At 75.2% G+C, this 16,431-nt stretch carries 14 protein-coding genes and 1 pseudogene; 9 read left to right on the forward strand and 6 right to left on the reverse strand.

Annotation, left to right across the window (positions count from 1 at the left end):
* Position 1: 1 nt before the first annotated feature.
* Entirely contained in the window at positions 2 to 1,057 is a 1,056-nt protein-coding gene (locus tag GA0074696_RS09065; protein ID WP_197700825.1) for an alpha/beta hydrolase, read from the reverse strand.
* A gap of 95 nt (positions 1,058 to 1,152) precedes the next feature.
* Positions 1,153 to 1,575 carry an HPF/RaiA family ribosome-associated protein gene (locus GA0074696_RS09070; protein ID WP_088960680.1) on the reverse strand — a complete coding sequence of 141 codons (423 nt, stop codon included), beginning with the start codon at positions 1,573 to 1,575 and terminating at the stop codon, positions 1,153 to 1,155.
* A 353-nt stretch (positions 1,576 to 1,928) separates the two neighbouring features.
* Here GA0074696_RS09070 and ssb point away from each other — a divergent pair, with 353 nt between their 5' ends.
* From ssb to GA0074696_RS09085, 3 genes are all read left to right on the forward strand, one after another.
* Positions 1,929 to 2,669: a single-stranded DNA-binding protein gene (ssb, locus tag GA0074696_RS09075; RefSeq protein ID WP_088960681.1), complete on the forward strand. Its 741-nt coding sequence runs from the start codon at positions 1,929 to 1,931 to the stop codon at positions 2,667 to 2,669.
* Between the two features lie 134 nt (positions 2,670 to 2,803).
* Complete coding sequence (locus GA0074696_RS09080; protein ID WP_088960682.1) at positions 2,804 to 3,817, forward strand: cobalamin biosynthesis protein; 1,014 nt, start codon at positions 2,804 to 2,806, stop codon at positions 3,815 to 3,817.
* A complete protein-coding gene (locus GA0074696_RS09085; RefSeq protein ID WP_088960683.1) occupies positions 3,814 to 5,358 on the forward strand; it encodes a cobyric acid synthase in 1,545 nt (514 codons plus the stop codon). The genes GA0074696_RS09080 and GA0074696_RS09085 overlap by 4 nt, the downstream gene beginning before the upstream one ends.
* A gap of 86 nt (positions 5,359 to 5,444) precedes the next feature.
* Here the strand turns inward: GA0074696_RS09085 and GA0074696_RS09090 are convergent, their stop codons facing one another.
* Entirely contained in the window at positions 5,445 to 5,846 is a 402-nt protein-coding gene (locus GA0074696_RS09090) for a rhodanese-like domain-containing protein (protein ID WP_088964451.1), read from the reverse strand.
* Positions 5,847 to 6,158: 312 nt separating this feature from the next.
* Here GA0074696_RS09090 and GA0074696_RS09095 point away from each other — a divergent pair.
* The 4 genes and pseudogenes from GA0074696_RS09095 to GA0074696_RS09110 all read left to right on the forward strand — a co-directional run bounded on the left by GA0074696_RS09095 (position 6,159) and on the right by GA0074696_RS09110 (position 10,150).
* Positions 6,159 to 6,889 (forward strand): annotated as a pseudogene (locus GA0074696_RS09095) (uridine kinase family protein).
* On the forward strand, positions 6,852 to 8,204 hold the full coding sequence (locus tag GA0074696_RS09100) for a dipeptidase (protein ID WP_172894571.1): 1,353 nt from the start codon (positions 6,852 to 6,854) through the stop codon (positions 8,202 to 8,204). Before GA0074696_RS09095 ends, GA0074696_RS09100 begins: the two are co-directional and overlap by 38 nt.
* A gap of 77 nt (positions 8,205 to 8,281) precedes the next feature.
* A complete protein-coding gene (locus tag GA0074696_RS09105; protein ID WP_088960684.1) occupies positions 8,282 to 8,488 on the forward strand; it encodes a hypothetical protein in 207 nt (68 codons plus the stop codon).
* Between the two features lie 78 nt (positions 8,489 to 8,566).
* Positions 8,567 to 10,150, forward strand: a complete 1,584-nt coding sequence (locus GA0074696_RS09110; RefSeq protein WP_088960685.1) for an ATP-dependent DNA ligase — start codon at positions 8,567 to 8,569, stop codon at positions 10,148 to 10,150.
* 18 nt (positions 10,151 to 10,168) lie between these two features.
* Here GA0074696_RS09110 and GA0074696_RS09115 read toward each other — a convergent pair whose 3' ends face one another.
* Both GA0074696_RS09115 and GA0074696_RS09120 read right to left on the reverse strand, forming a co-directional pair.
* Entirely contained in the window at positions 10,169 to 11,011 is an 843-nt protein-coding gene (locus GA0074696_RS09115; RefSeq protein WP_231925308.1) for a hypothetical protein, read from the reverse strand.
* 86 nt (positions 11,012 to 11,097) lie between these two features.
* Positions 11,098 to 11,913, reverse strand: a complete 816-nt coding sequence (locus GA0074696_RS09120; protein WP_088960686.1) for an SURF1 family cytochrome oxidase biogenesis protein — start codon at positions 11,911 to 11,913, stop codon at positions 11,098 to 11,100.
* Between the two features lie 172 nt (positions 11,914 to 12,085).
* On the opposite strand from GA0074696_RS09120, the gene GA0074696_RS09125 reads away from it, so the two are divergent.
* Positions 12,086 to 13,453, forward strand: coding sequence for a cobyrinate a,c-diamide synthase (locus GA0074696_RS09125; protein WP_088964455.1), 1,368 nt, complete (start codon positions 12,086 to 12,088; stop codon positions 13,451 to 13,453).
* Positions 13,450 to 14,019, forward strand: coding sequence for a GNAT family N-acetyltransferase (locus GA0074696_RS09130; RefSeq protein ID WP_088960687.1), 570 nt, complete (start codon positions 13,450 to 13,452; stop codon positions 14,017 to 14,019). The genes GA0074696_RS09125 and GA0074696_RS09130 overlap by 4 nt, the downstream gene beginning before the upstream one ends.
* Positions 14,020 to 14,234: 215 nt before the next feature.
* On the opposite strand, the gene GA0074696_RS09135 is transcribed toward GA0074696_RS09130, so the two are convergent.
* Complete coding sequence (locus GA0074696_RS09135; RefSeq protein WP_088960688.1) at positions 14,235 to 16,367, reverse strand: transglycosylase domain-containing protein; 2,133 nt, start codon at positions 16,365 to 16,367, stop codon at positions 14,235 to 14,237.
* Positions 16,368 to 16,431: the final 64 nt, after the last annotated feature.

Genomic DNA, 16,431 nt, shown 5'->3' on the forward strand with positions numbered 1-16,431 from the left:
GTCAGCCGGCCTGCGGCACCCCCGCCGGTGCGGTGTCCGCGGCCGGCTCCCGGCTGCCCGGGACCGCGGCGCCGGCCGGGCCCGCCGCGTCGGGGCCGGCGTTCGTCGGGCCCGCGCCGAGGAACGCCTCGGCCCACCGCCCGACCTCGGCGAAGACCTTCTCGCGTACGGCGGGGCCGGAGAGCGTCAGGTCGTGCATGCCGCCGTCGAAGCGGGTCAGGGTGACGTGGTGGCCGAGCCGGGGTGCCCAGCGCACCATGTGCTCGACGTCCAGCACGGCGTCGGCCAGGGCCGCCGAGTCGTGCCACTTGGTGCCCTTGAAGCTGCGGGTCGAGCAGGCCAGCAGCACGGGCACCGGGATCTCCAGCCCGGCGCGCAGCTCCCGCTGGGCGGTGCGGATGGCGTTGATCCAGCCGGCCCGGACGGGGAACCCGGCCAGCGGCTTCCAGGCCAGGTCGTACGTCCACTCGCCGCGGTGCTCGGCGTGCAGGCTCTCGCCGTACACGGTGCCCAGGCCGAACGGGAGGATGCGCTGCGGCGCGCTGCGGCCCAGCCGGGAGGCGGCGGCCGCGAGGGGTCGACGGACCAGCCAGGGGGCGTTGATGTCGAAGAACGGACTGTTCAGGAAGAGCCCGTCGACCAGGCCGGCGTCGCGTCGGGCGTGCGCCCAGAGCGAGAGGATCAGGCCGCCGGTGGAGTGGCCCATGGCGAGCAGGGTGTCGTGCCCGTCGTCCTCGCGGATGATCTTCACGGCGGCGTCCAGCTCGGGGAAGTAGTCGCCGAGGTCGCGGCAGAAGTTCGGGGTCTGGTGCGACAGCAGGCTGCGACCGTACTTTCGCAGGTCGAGCGCGTAGAAGTCCCAGCCGCGCTCGGCGAAGAAGTCGGCGACGTGGGTCTGGAAGAAGTAGTCGACGAAGCCGTGCACGTAGAGCACGGCCCGCCCGGTGGGGCGCTCGGCACGCCGCCGGACCAGGGTGGCGACCACCGGTCCCTCGTCGTCGGCGCCCAGGTCGATCGTCTGCCGCTCGTACGGCGGCCCCAGCACGTCCGGTTCCACGAAGGCGACGGTACGCCCGGAAGCTACCGGGCGGTAGCCCCCCGTGCCGTCCCCGTCCGACCGCACCGGTCGGCCGGGGACGGTCGAGGCCTGACTCAGGCCGTCTCGGCGTCGACCCGTTCGAGGTCGGCGTCGGCGTCGGCCACCTGGTCGGGGCCCGGCTGGCCGATCTCCCGGATGTGCTTGTTGTGCCGGGGCTCCTGCTTCGTCTTGGCGTCGTTGAGCCGCCGGCGCAGGTCGTCGCGGACGTCGTGGAGCGCCGCGCGCAGGTCCTCCTCGCCGGAGGTGGTGACGATCTTCTGCCGACCGGCGATCCAGCACTCCAGCGTGACCTTCTGCCCGCGCGCCTCGCGGTCCTTCACCGACACCTCCAGCTCGGTGGCGTCGGCGTGGAACGCGGCCAGCCGCGCGTCCAGGGTCGCGAACTGTTCCGCGATCCAGTTCCGGTCGCCCTGGGAGAAGCCGGCGCCGACGCGCAGGCACTCGGCAACGGTCGCCGGGTTGGTCACCGCGCTCATCGCCGCACCTCCCGCTCGGTGCGGACGGGGCCGGTGGTACGCGAGCTGAGAATCATCGTCACTGACCTTTCTCATCGAACCTCGTGCCGTGCTGGCTCTCGGTTGATCAAATCCATACCCAGCCGGAGTCGATCCCACGCCGGGTGACCCCGCCTTCCGATCCTGGTCACACCCGGTACGGCCACCCAGGGCCGCTCGGCCCTAGCAGACCGGGCCCTTGATCAGGTTCTTGTCCACAGGCGGTCCCCTCGTCCACAGGCCGGTCGGGTCCGCTCGCCGCGCGGCGCCGACCCGGCCAGGCTCGGCACCGAGTCGACTCGCCACGGCAGGCCCTGAACCCCTGGGAGGGGACGATGTTCGATACCTACGTCACGATCGTCGGCAATGTGCTGACGGCCCCCGAGTGGCGCCGCACCACGCAGAGCAAGACCCTGGTCGCCAACTTCAAGGTGGCCTCGACCGCTCGCCGGCTCGACCGGGACAGCGGCCGGTGGGTGGACGGCAACAGCCTCCGCGTCCGGGTCAACTGTTGGCGCAAGCTGGCCGAGGGGGTGGCGGCCTCGGTGATGGTCGGCGACCCGGTGGTGGTGGCCGGCCGCCTCTACACCCGCGACTGGACCGACGACGCGGGCAACCACCGCACCCTCTACGAGTTGGAGGCGGTCGCCGTCGGGCACGACCTGTCCCGCGGGCGGGCCCGGTTCCTGCGCAACAAGCCGACCATGGCCACCAGCACGGCGGAGGACGCCGAGGCGGCCGGCCGGGTGCAGGGCGAGCCGACCGAGCCGGTGCCGCACGAGCAGGCGCCGGCCGCGCCGGACGACCGGCCGTTCGACGAGGACTTCGAGTTCTCCGGCTTCGCCGTGTCCCGCGCCGGCCACGAAGTGCCCGGCACCGGCCTGGCGGAGCTGACCGACCCGTTCGACGAGGAGGGCGACGACGGCCCGGCGTCCGGCGACGAGCTGGCCCCGGTGCCGGGGGACGGCGAGCAGAGCGCCGGGGAGGGCGAGCTGGACGCCGCACCGGAGGAGACCGCCGTCGCGCCGGCCGGGCGGGGTCGGCGCGGGCGCGGCCGGGTGCCGGTGCCGGCCTGACCCGGCGGGCCGGAGCCGGTGAGCCGCGCAGGTGGCGCCGCTGCGGCCCGACGGGACGGACGGGGGCGGGGTGGCGACGGCGGCGTCGGTCACCCCGCCGTACGGCTAGGCTGGCCGGCCGGAGGTGGTGCGAGGTGCGTCAGGCGACCGCCGTGGCGAACGCGGCAGGGTTGGTGGCGGGGTACGCCCTGGACTCCCTGCTCGGCGACCCGCGTCGCTGGCACCCGGTGGCCGGCTACGGCCGCGCGGCCGTAGCCCTGGAACGGCGGGTCTACCGCCCCGACCGGACCGCCGGCGCGGTTTTCACCACACTCGCCGTCGGCGCGCCGGTGCTGCTCGGCGCCGCCGCCACCGTGGCGACCCGGCGGCACCCGGTGCTTCGGGGTCTGCTCGTCGCCGCCGGCACCTGGACGGTGCTGGGCGGGCGCACGCTGCGGCACGAGGCCGACGTGATGGGGTCCGCCCTGCGCGGCGGCGACCTGCCGGCGGCCCGCCGCCGCCTGGGCCACCTCTGCGGGCGGGACCCGTCCACGCTCGACGAGTCCGAGCTGGCCCGGGCCACCGTCGAGTCGGTCGCCGAGAACACCTCCGACGCGGTGGTCGCCCCGCTGCTCTGGGGAGCCGTCGCCGGCCTGCCCGGCCTGCTCGGCTACCGCGCGGCCAACACGCTCGACGCCATGGTCGGCCACCGCTCGTCGCGCTACGCCCGCTTCGGCACCCCGTCCGCCCGCCTCGACGACGCGCTCAACCTGGTGCCGGCGCGGCTGACCGGCCTGCTCACCGTCGCCCTCGCCCCGACCGCGCACGGCGACCGGGCGCGCGCCTGGCACGTCTGGCGCCGCGACCGCGACGACCACCCCAGCCCCAACGCCGGCCAGTGCGAGGCGGCGATGGCCGGTGCCCTCGGCGTCCGGCTCGGCGGGCGCAACGTGTACTTCGGCCGCTCCGAGGTGCGGCCGTTCCTCGGCGACGGCCCCCGCCCCGAGGCGCGGCACCTCCGGCGGGCCGCCCGGATCTCCGGCGCCGTCGGGCTGGCCGCGCTCGGGATCGCGGCCGCCTGGCCCCTGACCGGCGGGCGGCTGGTGGCGACGGTGGGCCGGCGCGGGCTACGCGGCCTGGGCGCCGTCGGCCGGGGGAGTGGACGGTGAGCGGCGGGCTGCTGGTCGCCGGCACCACCTCCGACGCCGGCAAGAGCGTGCTCACCGCCGGCATCTGTCGCTGGCTGCACCGCCGGGGGGTCGCCGTGGCCCCGTTCAAGGCGCAGAACATGTCCAACAACTCCGCGGTGGTCGTCGGCCCCGACGGCCGGGGCGGCGAGATCGGCCGCGCCCAGGCGATGCAGGCCGCCGCCTGCGGGCTCGCCCCCGACCTGCGGTTCAATCCGGTGCTGCTCAAGCCCGGCAGCGACCTGGCGAGTCAGGTGGTGCTGCTCGGCGAGGCCGTCGACACCGTCACCGCCGGCAACTTCCGGGAGCTTCGGCCGAAACTCGCCGAGACCGCGTACGCGGCCCTGGCCGAGCTGCGCGAGGCGTACGACGTGGTGATCTGCGAGGGCGCCGGCAGCCCGGCCGAGATCAACCTGCGGGCCGGCGACTACGTCAACATGGGGCTGGCCCGGCACGCCGGCCTGCCCACCATCGTGGTCGGCGACATCGACCGGGGCGGGGTGTTCGCCTCGATGTTCGGCACCGTCGCCCTGCTCGACCCGGCCGACCAGGCGCTGGTCGCCGGCTTCGTGATCAACAAGTTCCGGGGCGACCTGGGGCTGCTCCAGCCGGGGCTGGACATGCTCCGCTCGGTCACCGGTCGCCCGACGTACGGGGTGCTGCCCTGGCACCTCGACCTCTGGCTGGACGCCGAGGACTCGCTCGCGTACGGGCGGGTGCTCGGCCGGCCGGCCGCGCCACGCGGCACCGACTGGCTGGACGTCGCCGTGGTCCGGCTGCCCCGGATCAGCAACGCCACCGACGTCGAGGCGCTCGCCACCGAGCCGGGCGTGCGGGTCCGGCTGACCGTCGAGCCCGCCGAACTGGCCGCCGCCGACCTGATCGTCCTGCCCGGCTCCAAGTCCACCGTCGCCGACCTGGCCTGGCTGCGCGAGACCGGCCTCGCCGACGCCGTCACCGCGCACGCCGCCGCCGGTCGGCCGCTGCTCGGCATCTGCGGCGGCTTCCAGATGCTCGGCCGGGCCATCCACGACCCGGTGGAGAGCCGCCGGGGCAGCGTCCCCGGGCTGGGCCTGCTCCCCGTCGAGATCACCTTCGACCCGCGCAAGACCGTCCGGCAGGCGGTGGGCACCGCCGCCGGTGGCGTCCCGGTGCGCGGCTACGAGATCCACCACGGGTACGTCTCGACCGCCGACCCCGGCCTGCCCCCGCTCCTGACGTACGCCGACGGCGACGGCGAGGGCGCGCGGCTCGGCGCGGTGTACGGCACCCACTGGCACGGCGCGTTCGAGTCCGACGAGTTCCGCCGCCGGTTCCTCACCGAGGTGGCCCGGACGGCCGGGCGGCACGGTTTCCGGGTGGCGCCGGACACCGCCTTCGCCGCCGCCCGCGAGCGCTCGCTCGACCTGCTCGGGGACCTGGTCGAGGAACACCTCGACACCGACGCGCTGTGGCGGCTGGTCGAGACCGGCGCGCCGGCCGACCTGCCGTTCATCCCGCCCGGGGCCCCGCCGGCGACCTGATCGGCCCCGCCAACGGGTCGCCCGGTCATACGTGACCCGGTGAGGCGGGCGCGGTCAAGCGCGGGGCGGTCGGACCGGTACGGGGCTCACGGGCGGACGTCGGCGGGCTCGTCGGAGAACGGCAGCCCCGCCTCCCGCCACGCCTGCACCCCGCCGGTCATGTCGGTCGCGTTGCGCAGCCCCAGCGCCTGCAGGCTCGCCGCGGCGAGGCTGGAGGCGTAGCCCTGCCGGCACACCACGACGATCTCCCGGTCGTACCCGGTCGCCTCGGGGATGCGCCACTCGCTCGCCGGGTCCAGCCGCCACTCCAGCACCGTCCGGTCGATGACGACCGCGCCGGGCAGCTCGCCCTGCTCGCGGCGCTGCGACTCGGTACGGGTGTCGACCAGCAGGGCGCCGGCCCGCACCGCCTCGACCGTCTCCTGCGGACTCAGCCGGCGCAGCCCGGCACGGGCCTGTTCCAGCAGGGCGTCCACGCCCGGACTCATCACGTCATGCAGCACATCCAGATCATGCCGGTCACCCGGAGCGACCGCCGGGCGAAACGGCCGGGCGGAAGACGGAACCAGGCTCACGGGGGACAACACCGCGATTACCCGGCGCGACCAGGGCAGACGGCCACCGGGCCGGGGGTCCGCGCGGCTCCCGGCGGCGCTAGCGTCGGCCGGGTGACAGGAGACCGGGAGCGCGCTGGCGAGGAGCCGGGCCGGGTGACGGGAGGCCGGGAGGGGGCCGGCGGGGAGCCGGGCCGGGTGACGGGAGACCGGGAGGGCGCCGGCGAGGAGCCCGGCCGGCCGCGGGTGGCGGTGGTCGAGGCGTACGCGGCGCTGGCCCGCCGGGTGCTGGCCCGGCCGGCGCGGTTGGGGCGTACCCGACTGGTGGCGGTCGACGGGCCGAGCGGCGCGGGCAAGAGCGTGTTCGCCGCGCGGCTCGCGGACGCCCTCGCCGCGCTGCCCGGCGGCGAGCGGCCACCGGTGGTGCACACCGACGACCTGCTCGACGGGTGGGACGACCAGTTCACCTTCTGGCCCCGGCTGGAGGAACGGGTGCTGGCGCCGCTGCGGGCCGGGCAACCCGGGGCGTACCAGCGCTACAGCTGGATGCGGCGCGGCTTCCTGCCGCGGGCGGTGCCGGTGCCGGTCGCGCCGGTGCTGGTGGTGGAGGGGGTGAGCGCGGCGCGGGCGGCCATCCGCCCCGAGCTGAGCCTCGCGGTGTTCGTCACCGCCCCGGTGCCGCTGCGGCGGGCCCGGGCGCTGGACCGCGACGGCCCGCAGATCCTGCCGGAGCTGCGCCGCTGGCACGCCGGGGAACGCGCGCACTTCGCCGCCGACCGCACCGCCGCGCACGCGGACCTGGTGGTCGACGGCGCGCCGGCGCTGCCGCACGATGCGGCGCGCTACCTCGTGCGGCACCCCGCGAGCTGCGGCGACGTGGCCTCGCGAGGTGCGCCGAGGTAAGCCCGGCATACGATGCCGGTCATGACCACACCGATCATGTCCGAGTCCGAGGTGCGGGCCGCCGTCGAGCGTGAACTGCCCGGTGTCCGTGCCGATCTGGAACGACTCGTCCGCATCCCCGGCATCGCCTTCGAGGGTTTCGACCACTCGCACGTGGAGCGTTCCGCCGAGGCCGTCGCGGAGCTGCTGCGCGGCTGCGGCCTCGACACCCGGATCGTCCGCTCCGGCGGCCAGCCGGCGGTGATCGGGACGAAGCCGGCGCCGCCCGGGGCGCCCACCGTCATGCTGTACGCCCACCACGACGTGCAGCCGGTCGGCGACCTGTCGCTCTGGGAGTCCGACCCGTTCGAGCCGGTCGAGCGGGACGGCCGCCTCTACGGCCGGGGCGCCGCCGACGACAAGGCCGGCATCATGGCGCACGTCGCGGCGCTGCGCGCCTTCGGCGACCAGCTCCCGGTCGGCGTGGTCCTGTTCATCGAGGGCGAGGAGGAGTACGGCTCGGACTCCCTGGAGCGGCTGCTCGCCGAGCACCGCGACGAGATCGCCTCCGACGTGATCGTGATCGCCGACTCCACCAACTGGGACGTCGGCGTGCCGGCGCTGACCACCTCGCTGCGCGGCATCGTCAACTGCTTCGTCGAGGTGCGCACCCTCGACCACGCGGTGCACAGCGGCATGTTCGGCGGCGCGGTGCCGGACGCGCTGACCGCGCTGGTCCGGCTGCTCGCCACCCTGCACGACGACGCCGGCGACGTGGCCGTCGAGGGCCTCGTCGGGCGGGAGGGCGCCGTCGTCGACTACCCGGAGGACCGGTTCCGCGCCGAGGCGGGGCTGGTCGAGGGGGCCGCGCTCTTCGGCACCGGCCGGATCACCGACCGGCTCTGGACCAAGCCCGCGCTGGCGGTGCTCGGCATCGACGCCCCGGCCACCGGCGAGGCGCCGAACGCGCTGGTCCCGTCGGCCAAGGCCAAGCTGAGCGTACGACTGGCGCCGGGCGACGACCCGAAGCGGGCGTACGACACGCTCCGCGCCCACCTGGAGAAGCACGCCCCGTGGGGCGCCCGGGTGACGGTCACCTTCGAGCACGACGGCGACCCGTGCGTCATCGACGCCTCCGGGCCGATGTTCGACGCCGCCCGGGGCGCCTTCCGTACCGCCTGGGACGGCACCGACCCGGTGGACATCGGCGTCGGCGGCTCCATCCCGTTCATCGCCACCTTCCAGGAGATGTTCCCGCGGGCGGCGATCCTGGTCACCGGCGTCGAGGACCCGCACGCGCGGGCGCACGGCCCGAACGAGAGCCTGCACCTGGGCGAGTTCGCCCGGGTCTGCCTGGCCGAGGCGCTGCTGCTGGCCCGGGTCGCCGAGGCGGGGCGCCAGGTGGGTTAGGTGACGGAACCGTAACTTCGGGGCCGATGTCGGAGTTTGCGGTGTGTCGGGCGCAGGGCTGTTATAGCCTTTCGAACATGCGTACGAACGACGTGATGGCGCGGCTCGAAGCCGCCGTGAGTGCTCTGGGGGACGTCGACGTCTCCGCGTGGCCCGAGGACACGCTCAAGGAACAGCTCGGCGAGCTCTCGGCCGCGCTGGTCGCCCTCGACGGCGTCCTCTCCCGGGTCGCCGAGGAGGTGCGGGCCCGGGGCCTGCGCATCGAGGAGCCCGTCTCCGCCTGAGGCCCCGCGCCACCCAGCAGGACGGCCCGGGCACGGCAATGCCCGGGTGGTGTCGGGGGTGGCTGGCAGGATGGGGCCGTGCGGTTCCTCGACCTGGCAGCCACCTCCGCGGCGGTCGGCGCCACCAGCGGCCGGCGGGCCAAGGTGGAGCTGCTCGCCGCCGCGCTGCGGGCGCTCGACCCGGCCGAGGTGCCGGCCGGCTCCGGCTACCTCGCCGGCGAACTGCGCCAGCGGCAGACTGGCGTCGGCTGGGCCGCCCTGCGCGACCTGCCGGCACCGGCCGCCGAGCCGTCCCTGACCGTGGCTGCCGTGGACGCGGCGGTCGACCGGATCGCGGCGGTCAGCGGCCCCGGCTCGCAGGCCCGCCGGCGCGATCTGCTGGGCGCGCTCTTCGCCGCCGCGACCGCCGACGAGCAGCGGCTGCTGGTCGGGCTGTTCAGCGGGGAGCTGCGTCAGGGTGCCCAGGCGGGGCTGCTCGCCGACGCCATCGCCCGGGCCGCCGAGGTGCCGGTCGCCGCCGTCCGCCGGGCCCTGCTGCTCGCGGGTGACCTGCGCGCGGTGGCGGTCGCCGCGCTCGCCGGGGGCGCCGCCGCGCTGGCCGACTTCGGGCTCCAGGTCGGCCGACCGCTCGCCCCGATGCTGGCGCAGAGCGCCCCGTCGGTCGACGCGGCGCTCGACGCCACCGGCGTACCGGCGGTGGTGGACGTCAAGCTCGACGGCATCCGGATCCAGGTGCACCGCTCCGGTGACGACATCGCCGTCTTCACCCGCAGCCTCGACGAGTGCACCGCCCGGGTCCCCGAGGTGGTCGCCGCCGTCCGCGCGCTCCCCGCCCGCGAGCTGGTGCTCGACGGCGAGGCCATCGGGCTGGACGCCACCGGCCGCCCGCTGCCGTTCCAGCAGACCTCAAGCCGGGCCGCCCGCCGCACCACGCCGAGCACCACCGGCGGTGCTCCGGTCGCCCCGGCGGTGCTCGCCGCCGCCCGGACGACCGGCGAGACGGTGCTGACGCCGTACTTCTTCGACCTGCTGCACATCGACGGCGATGACCTGATCGACCGGCCCGGCCGGGAGCGCTGGGCTGCGCTGGCCGGCGCCGTCGACGAGTCGCTGCTGGTCGGGCGGATGGAGGTGGCGGACGCCGAGCGGGCCGGCGTGGCCTTCGCCGCTGCCATCGACGCCGGCCAGGAGGGCGTCGTGGTGAAGGCGCCGGACGCGCCCTACGACGCGGGCCGGCGCGGCGCGGCCTGGGTGAAGGTCAAGCCCCGGCACACCCTCGACCTGGTGGTGCTGGCGGTGGAGTGGGGCAGCGGCCGGCGGCAGGGCTGGCTCTCCAACCTGCACCTCGGCGCGAGGGATCCGCGCACCGGCGACTTCGTGATGCTCGGCAAGACGTTCAAGGGCCTCACCGACGAGCTGCTGCGCTGGCAGACCGAGCGGTTCCTGTCGCTGGCGGTCGAGCGCGGCGACTGGGTCGTCCGGGTCCGCCCCGAGCAGGTGGTCGAGATCGCCTTCGACGGGGTGCAAAGCAGCTCCCGCTACCCGGGCGGGATGGCGCTGCGCTTCGCCCGGGTGGTGCGCTACCGCGAGGACAAGTCCGCCGCCGAGGCGGACACCATCGACATGGTCCGGGCGATCCACGCCGGGCGGGCCGGCGGCTGACCCGCGCCGCCGCCGGGATCAGAACGTCGACAGCGACCGGGCGTAGTTCACCTGGTTGTTGATGTGCTGCACCTGGCCCTGGTCCACCACCGGGATCCGGGCCACGTACTGGTGGGCGCCGTTGACGACCGTCACCTGGACCGTGCCGTGGTGCCGGGTCTCCTTGACCAGCAGGAAAAGCAGGCTGAAGAAGGTCAGGCAGAAGAAGCCCACGATGGCGCAGACCAGCGCCCAGGTGGCGATCTTCTCCTCCTTCTGCCAGAAGTCCGTCACCTGCCAGGAGGCGCCGGCCAGCGGCAGCACACCGGCCGGCGTCCGGATCACCGGCGGGGTGACCACGATCTCGCCGATCTGCACCGCCACCACGTCCGGCCGGGCCGGCGGGTAGCCGGCGGGCAGCAGCGCCGGCGCGGGCACCGGCGGATGCGGCCCCGGCCGGGCCGGCGGCGCGGAGAACTGGGCCGGTACCGGGAACGGCGCCGGCGGCGCCGAGAAGTGGGCCGGCGGCGCGGAGAACTGCGCCGTCGCGGGCGGCGCGGAATGCGCCACGGGCAGGTGCGCCGTCGGCGGCGACTGCGGGGGTACGTGTCCGACCGGCCCCGCCGGCGGCATGGCGTACGGCGCGGTCGGGGCGGCGGGGTACGGCGCGGTCGGGGCGGCGGGGTACGGCGCGGTCGGGCCGGCAGGGTGCGGCGCGGGGAGCTGGGCGGTGGGTGCGGTGTGCGGTGCCGGCGGGGCGGAGAACTGCGCGGTGACCGGCGCGGTGTCCGAGGGCGGCATGGCGCTCCACGGGTCGTAGGCCGGATACGCCGGCTCCGACGGGGCGGTGGTGGGATCAGGGGTCGCCGGCTCGTTGATCACGGGCGGACACTACAAGGTCCTTCGCTGTCCCGTGGCCCGCCCGACTGTCCGATTTCATCCGGCCGAGGAGACCGCCGATCGCGTCGTCAGGCCGGAGTGGCGGTTTCCGGTGCCCGGTCGACCGGCCCCTTCGGCGCGTCCAGCCCCGCCGCCCGCCGGGCCTCCCGGCGGGCGACCCAGCCGTAGCCGAAGAGCGACATCGCGGCGAAGAGCCACCACTGGATCACGTACCCGAAGTTCTGCCAGTTGTTGGCGTGCCCGATCGCTACCGCGCGGAACGCCGCGTCGTTCGCCGGGGTCTGCTCGTCCAGCAGCAGGTACGCCCCGTGCACCGGGTACGGCAGCTCGCGGGCGATCTTGTCGACGGTGACCCGGCGGGTCTCCAGCCGACCGTCGCGCCGGTCCACGCCGGCCCCGCCGGCCTCGGTGGGGTGCACCCGGCCGACCACCGTCACCTCGCCGGTGGGGAGGGCGGGCACCTGCGGCATGGCCATCGCGCCGCCCGGTGCGGGCGGGACCCAGCCCCGGTCGACCAGCACGGCCGTGCCGTCGGTCAGCACCAGCGGGGCGAGCACCTCGAATCCGACCTTGCTCTCGACCGTCCGGCCACGGATCAGGACCACGTTCGCGGGGTCGTACCGGCCGGTGGCGGTGACCCGGCTCCACTCGACCCGCTCGGCGGGGGCCGGGCCGACCGAGCCCGCTCCGCCGGTGGGCGCGGCCAGCGCGTCGCGCAGCGGTGCGGGGGTGCCCCGGCTACCGGCGTCGATGCGCTCGTTGACCGCCGTGCGCTGCTCGTAGCGGTCCAGCTGCCAGTTGCCGAGCAGCACCATCACCGCGGCGGCGACCAGGGTCAGCGCGAGGATGCCCAGCCAGCGTGGGGTCAGGAGGAACCGGTACACGCCACGAGGCTACCCGTATGAGCGGGACCACTGACCGCGACGGCCCGTGTGCCGACCGGTCGGCGGCCGCCACCTGTCGGTCTGGACGGGTATGGTCACGCGAGCGGATCTCCGGTCGGAGATCTTCCCGGTCGTCCGCTTGCCACCACCCGTCGCCCGCGAGGAGTCGATGATGACCGCCGTGCCGCGCCTCGTGCTCAGCGCGCCGTCCTCCGGACACGGCACCAACGCGCTGGCCATCGGGCTGCTCGCCGCCCTCGCCGAACGGGGGCTGGACGTCGCTGGCTTCAAGGTCGGCCCGGACCACGTCGACGCCGCGTACCTCGGCCTCGCCGCCGGTCGACCCGGGCGCAACCTCGACGCGAGGCTGGTCGGCGCGGACCGGCTCGGCCCGCTCTTCGCGCACGGCGCGGCCGGCGCGGAGCTGGGCGTGGTGCAGGGCACCATGGGGCTGTACGACTCGGTAGCCGGGCGCCCCGAGGCGGAGTCCACGGCGGCCGTGGCCACCGCCCTGCGCAGCCCGGTCGTGCTGGTGGTGGACGTGGCGGCGATGGGGCAGTCGGTGGCCGCCCTGGTGCACGGCTTCCGCTCCTACGACGATCAGCTCTGGCTCGGCGGGGTGATCCTCACCCAGGTCGCGTCCCCACGCCACGAGGCGATGCTGCGGCAGGCGCTCGACGACGTCGACGTTCCCGTCTACGGCGCGCTGCGCCGGCACGAGCTGCCCCCGGTGCTGCCCGCCCGGCGGCACGGCGTGCTGCCGGTCGTCGGCGGCGACGCCGAGGCGGCCCGCGCGGTGCGGCGCCTCGGCGAGGCGGTGGCCGGCACCGTCGAACTGGACCGGCTGCTCGCGCTGGCCCGCTCCGCGCCCGCGCTGCCGGTCGAGCCGTGGTCGCCGTCGCCGGCCACCCCGGTCGAGGGCCGCCCGCTGGTCGCGCTGGCCGGTGGCCCGGGCGGCAGCTACAGCTACGCCGAGACGGCCGAGCTGCTGCGCGCGGCGGGCGCCGAGGTGGTCACCGTCGACCCGCTGCGCGACGAGGCGCTGCCCGCCGGCACCCGGGCGCTGGTCGTCGGCGCCGGCCTGCCCGAGTCGTACGCCGCCGAGCTCGCCGCCAACCGCCGGCTCTGCATCGCCGTGGCCGAGCTGGCCCGCACCGGCCGCCCGGTGCTCGCCGAGGGGGCGGGCCTGCTCTGGCTGGCCCGTGAGCTGGACGGCCGGCCGATGTGCGGGGTGCTGGACGCGATCGGCGTCAGCCGCGACGGCCTGGTCGCCGGCTACCGCGAGGCGACCGCCCGCACCGCCAGCGTGGTCGCCGAGGCCGGGGCGGCCGTGGTCGGCTACAAGCAGCACAGCGGGGTGCTCACGCCCCGGGCCGGTGAGCGCCCGGCGTGGAGTTGGGAGGGCGGCGCTCCCGAGGGCTTCGTCTGGCGGGGCGTGCACGCCTCGCAGCTGGGCCTGCACTGGGCCGCCGACCCGGCCATCGCGACCCGACTGGTGTCGGCGGCCGGGATTGCCGAGGGCGTCGGAGCGCCGGCGTGATCGGGCAGGTGGCCGTCCGCCGCTTCCCGGCGCTGACCGTCTCCACCCCGCGTACGGAGGTGCGCCGGCTGCGGGCGGCGGACGCCGACGCGGTCGACGAGGTCTTCGCCGACCGGCAGACCCAGCGCTGGCTGCCGCTGGCCGACGCCAACGGGCAGATCGAAGGGCTGGCCTGGTGCACGGACCTGGCCCGGCAGCGGCGCGACAGCGGCGACGGCGACCACTACGCGGTGGTGCGCCGGGAGGACGCCCGGTTGGTCGGCTGCCTGTGGACCCGGCGCACGGACTGGGGGGCCCGGCTCACCGAGGTGTCGTACGCCCTCGCCCCGCACGCCCGTGGGTTCGGGCTGGCCGCCGAGGCGGTGGACGCGCTGGCCATCGCGCTGATCCTGGAGCACGGCTTCCAGCGGGTCGAGCTGCGGGTGGCGCCGGGCAACCTGGCCTCCCGCCGGGTCGCGGAGAAGGCCGGCTTCAGCTACGAGGGCCTGCTGCGCAACGCCGGCTTCGTCCGGGGCGCCCGGGTCGACCTGGAACTCTGGTCCCTGGTCGCCGCCGACCTGCACTGAACGCCCCACCCGTCACCGCAGCCGCCCCGCGCCCGGCCGACCGCCCGCGAGCGGGGCGGCAGCCGCCCGGCGACCCGCCGGCCCGCGAGCGGGCCCGGCGCCCATGACCTCCGCGGGCCCGCGACCGGGCCCACCGGGGCGGACAGAAGCGCTGCGCCAGGAACCGCACCGTTCCTGACGCAGCGCTCCCGGTCATCCGGACGGGCGGGCCGGTCTCACCCCACGATGCGGTCCGACGGTGGGGTGAACTGGCGGGGCGCCGTGCCCTTGAGGCCGTCGCGCAGCGTCTCGGCGACCGCGGCGACGGGGACCTGGGACTGGCCGTCACCCACCGCGTTGAACGGGTTGTCGGGGTCGGCGATGAAGCTCGCCGCCGCCAGTTCGGGCGTGTAGCCGACGAACCAGGCCGACCGGGTGCTGTCCGTGGTACCGGTCTTGCCGGCCACCGGGCGGCCCACCGTGCCCCGGACGCTGTCCGCCGTCGACCAGCCCCCGCAGCTGCCCTTCGCCGGGGTGTCCCCGGTCGGGCAGCGGGCGGCGTCGGTGGCGGCCCGGGCCGCGTCCGCGCTCACCACCTGCCGGCAGCGCGGCTTGGCCACCTCCCGCTGGATGCCGGACGCCGTCCGGTACGTCGCCGGCGTGCCGTCCCGGTTGGTGATCGACAGGACCGGCATCGCCTCGCAGTACCGGCCGTCGGCGGCGATCGCGGCGTACGCGTTGGCCAGCTCCAGCGGGGTGGCGTCGGAAACGCCCAGGGTGAACGCGCCCCACTTGTTGGCCTTGGCCGGGGAGGCGTGGTCCCGGTCCACGTCGGTACGCCAGCGCAGCCCGAGCTGCTCGGCGAGCCGAACCCCCTTGTCCGCGCCGATCTGCTCCTCCAGTTGGACGAAGTAGGTGTTCACCGACTTGCCGAAGCCGGACCACATGGTCTGCCGGCCGGTCATCGCCCCGCTGGCGTTGGACGGGGCCCAGCCGTCGTAGACCCTCGACTGGTATCGGTACGGCGAGTTGTACTCGGTGGACAGCGGCATCCCGGCGTCCAGCGCGGCGAGCATCGGGAACATCTTGAACGTCGATCCGGCCTGGTAGCCGGGGAGGCTGCCGCCGCCGAGCAGGGGCGCGACCGTGTTCGGGTAGTTGGCCTTGACGTTCGGGCCGGCCTCCGGGTTGGAGCTGGACGGGTTCTCGCCGAGGTCCAGCGAGTAGTTGCGGTTCACCGCCATCGCCTTCACCCGGCCGGTGCCCGGTTCGGCCACCACGATGCCGTTGGCGAAGGGGCTGCCGACGCCGTCCTTCGCGCCGACGTTCTTCTCCGCCGCCGACTGGATCTTCGGGTCGAGACTGAGCACGATCCGGTAGCCGCCCCGGCGCAGCTTGTCCATCCGCTCCAGCCGGTTCTCGCCGAACGCGGACTGCGCGCTCCACCAGTTCTTGACGTAGTCGCAGGCGAAGCCCCAGGTCTGGTACTGGCTGGGCATTGAGATGCAGTCGTTGGCCGGGGTCGTGACCCGGGTCCGGATGGGCTGCGACCTGGCCGCCGCGGCGGCGTCCGGGGAGAGGTAGCCGAGCTGGGCCATCCGGTCGAGCACGTAGTTGCGCCGGTCGGTGGCGTCCTTCTGGTCCGAGCTGATCGGGTCGTACTCAGAGGGGGACTTGACCAGCCCGGCGAGGGTGGCCGCCTCGACCGGGGTGAGGGTGGCCGGGGTCTTGGAGAAGAAGATCTGCGCGGCGGCGTAGATGCCGTACGCCCGGTGGCCGAAGTACGCCGAGTTGAGGTAGCGCTCCAGGATCTCCTCCTTGCTCAGCTCCTTCTCGACGTCCAGGGCCATCCGCATCTCCTTGACCTTGCGCAGGCTGGTCTGCTGGGTGGCCTCCTGGACCTCCTTCGGGGTCTTGGCGCTGTCCCGCAGCGCCATCCGGACGTACTGCATGGTCAGGGTGGAGGCGCCCTGGGAGACGCCGCTGGAGCGGGCGTTGGCCACGAAGGCGCGGGCGACGCCCTTCGGGTCGACGCCGTGGTGCTGGTAGAAGCGGTTGTCCTCGGCGGCGACGATCGCCTGCTGGATGTTCGGCGACATGTCCGACAGCTTCGTGTACTGCCGGTACTCCTCGTAGAACATGGTCAGGATCGTCTTGCCGTCGGGGGCGTAGAGGTACGACGTCTCGGCGGGCAGCGCGGTGCGCAGGATGCTCGTCTTCTGCTCGACCGCGTGGGCGGTGGCCTTGGCGCCGAGGCCGGTGAACGCGGCCAACGGGTAGGCCACGGCGGCGACGACGATGCCGGCGATGAGCCCGGCGCGGAGGAGCGGAACGGTACGACCAGCGGCAGCAAGGGGTCGGTTGCTCACAGGGTCAAGTTATGACATTTCCGATTCGGAAATGAGAAGAATTCATAAACGGGCGAGACTGTCG

The organism is Micromonospora purpureochromogenes, assembly GCF_900091515.1.
GTDB lineage: Bacteria > Actinomycetota > Actinomycetes > Mycobacteriales > Micromonosporaceae > Micromonospora > Micromonospora purpureochromogenes.

Excerpts from the sequence above, each read along its gene's own strand:
- GA0074696_RS09070 (WP_088960680.1), bottom strand. The coding sequence starts at position 1,575 with ATGAGCGCGGTGACCAACCCGGCGACCGTTGCCGAGTGCCTGCGCGTC.
- ssb (WP_088960681.1), top strand. The coding sequence starts at position 1,929 with ATGTTCGATACCTACGTCACGATCGTCGGCAATGTGCTGACGGCCCCC.
- GA0074696_RS09090 (WP_088964451.1), bottom strand. The coding sequence starts at position 5,846 with ATGAGTCCGGGCGTGGACGCCCTGCTGGAACAGGCCCGTGCCGGGCTG.
- GA0074696_RS09100 (WP_172894571.1), top strand. The coding sequence starts at position 6,852 with ATGTCCGAGTCCGAGGTGCGGGCCGCCGTCGAGCGTGAACTGCCCGGT.
- GA0074696_RS09105 (WP_088960684.1), top strand. The coding sequence starts at position 8,282 with ATGCGTACGAACGACGTGATGGCGCGGCTCGAAGCCGCCGTGAGTGCT.
- GA0074696_RS09125 (WP_088964455.1), top strand. The coding sequence starts at position 12,086 with ATGACCGCCGTGCCGCGCCTCGTGCTCAGCGCGCCGTCCTCCGGACAC.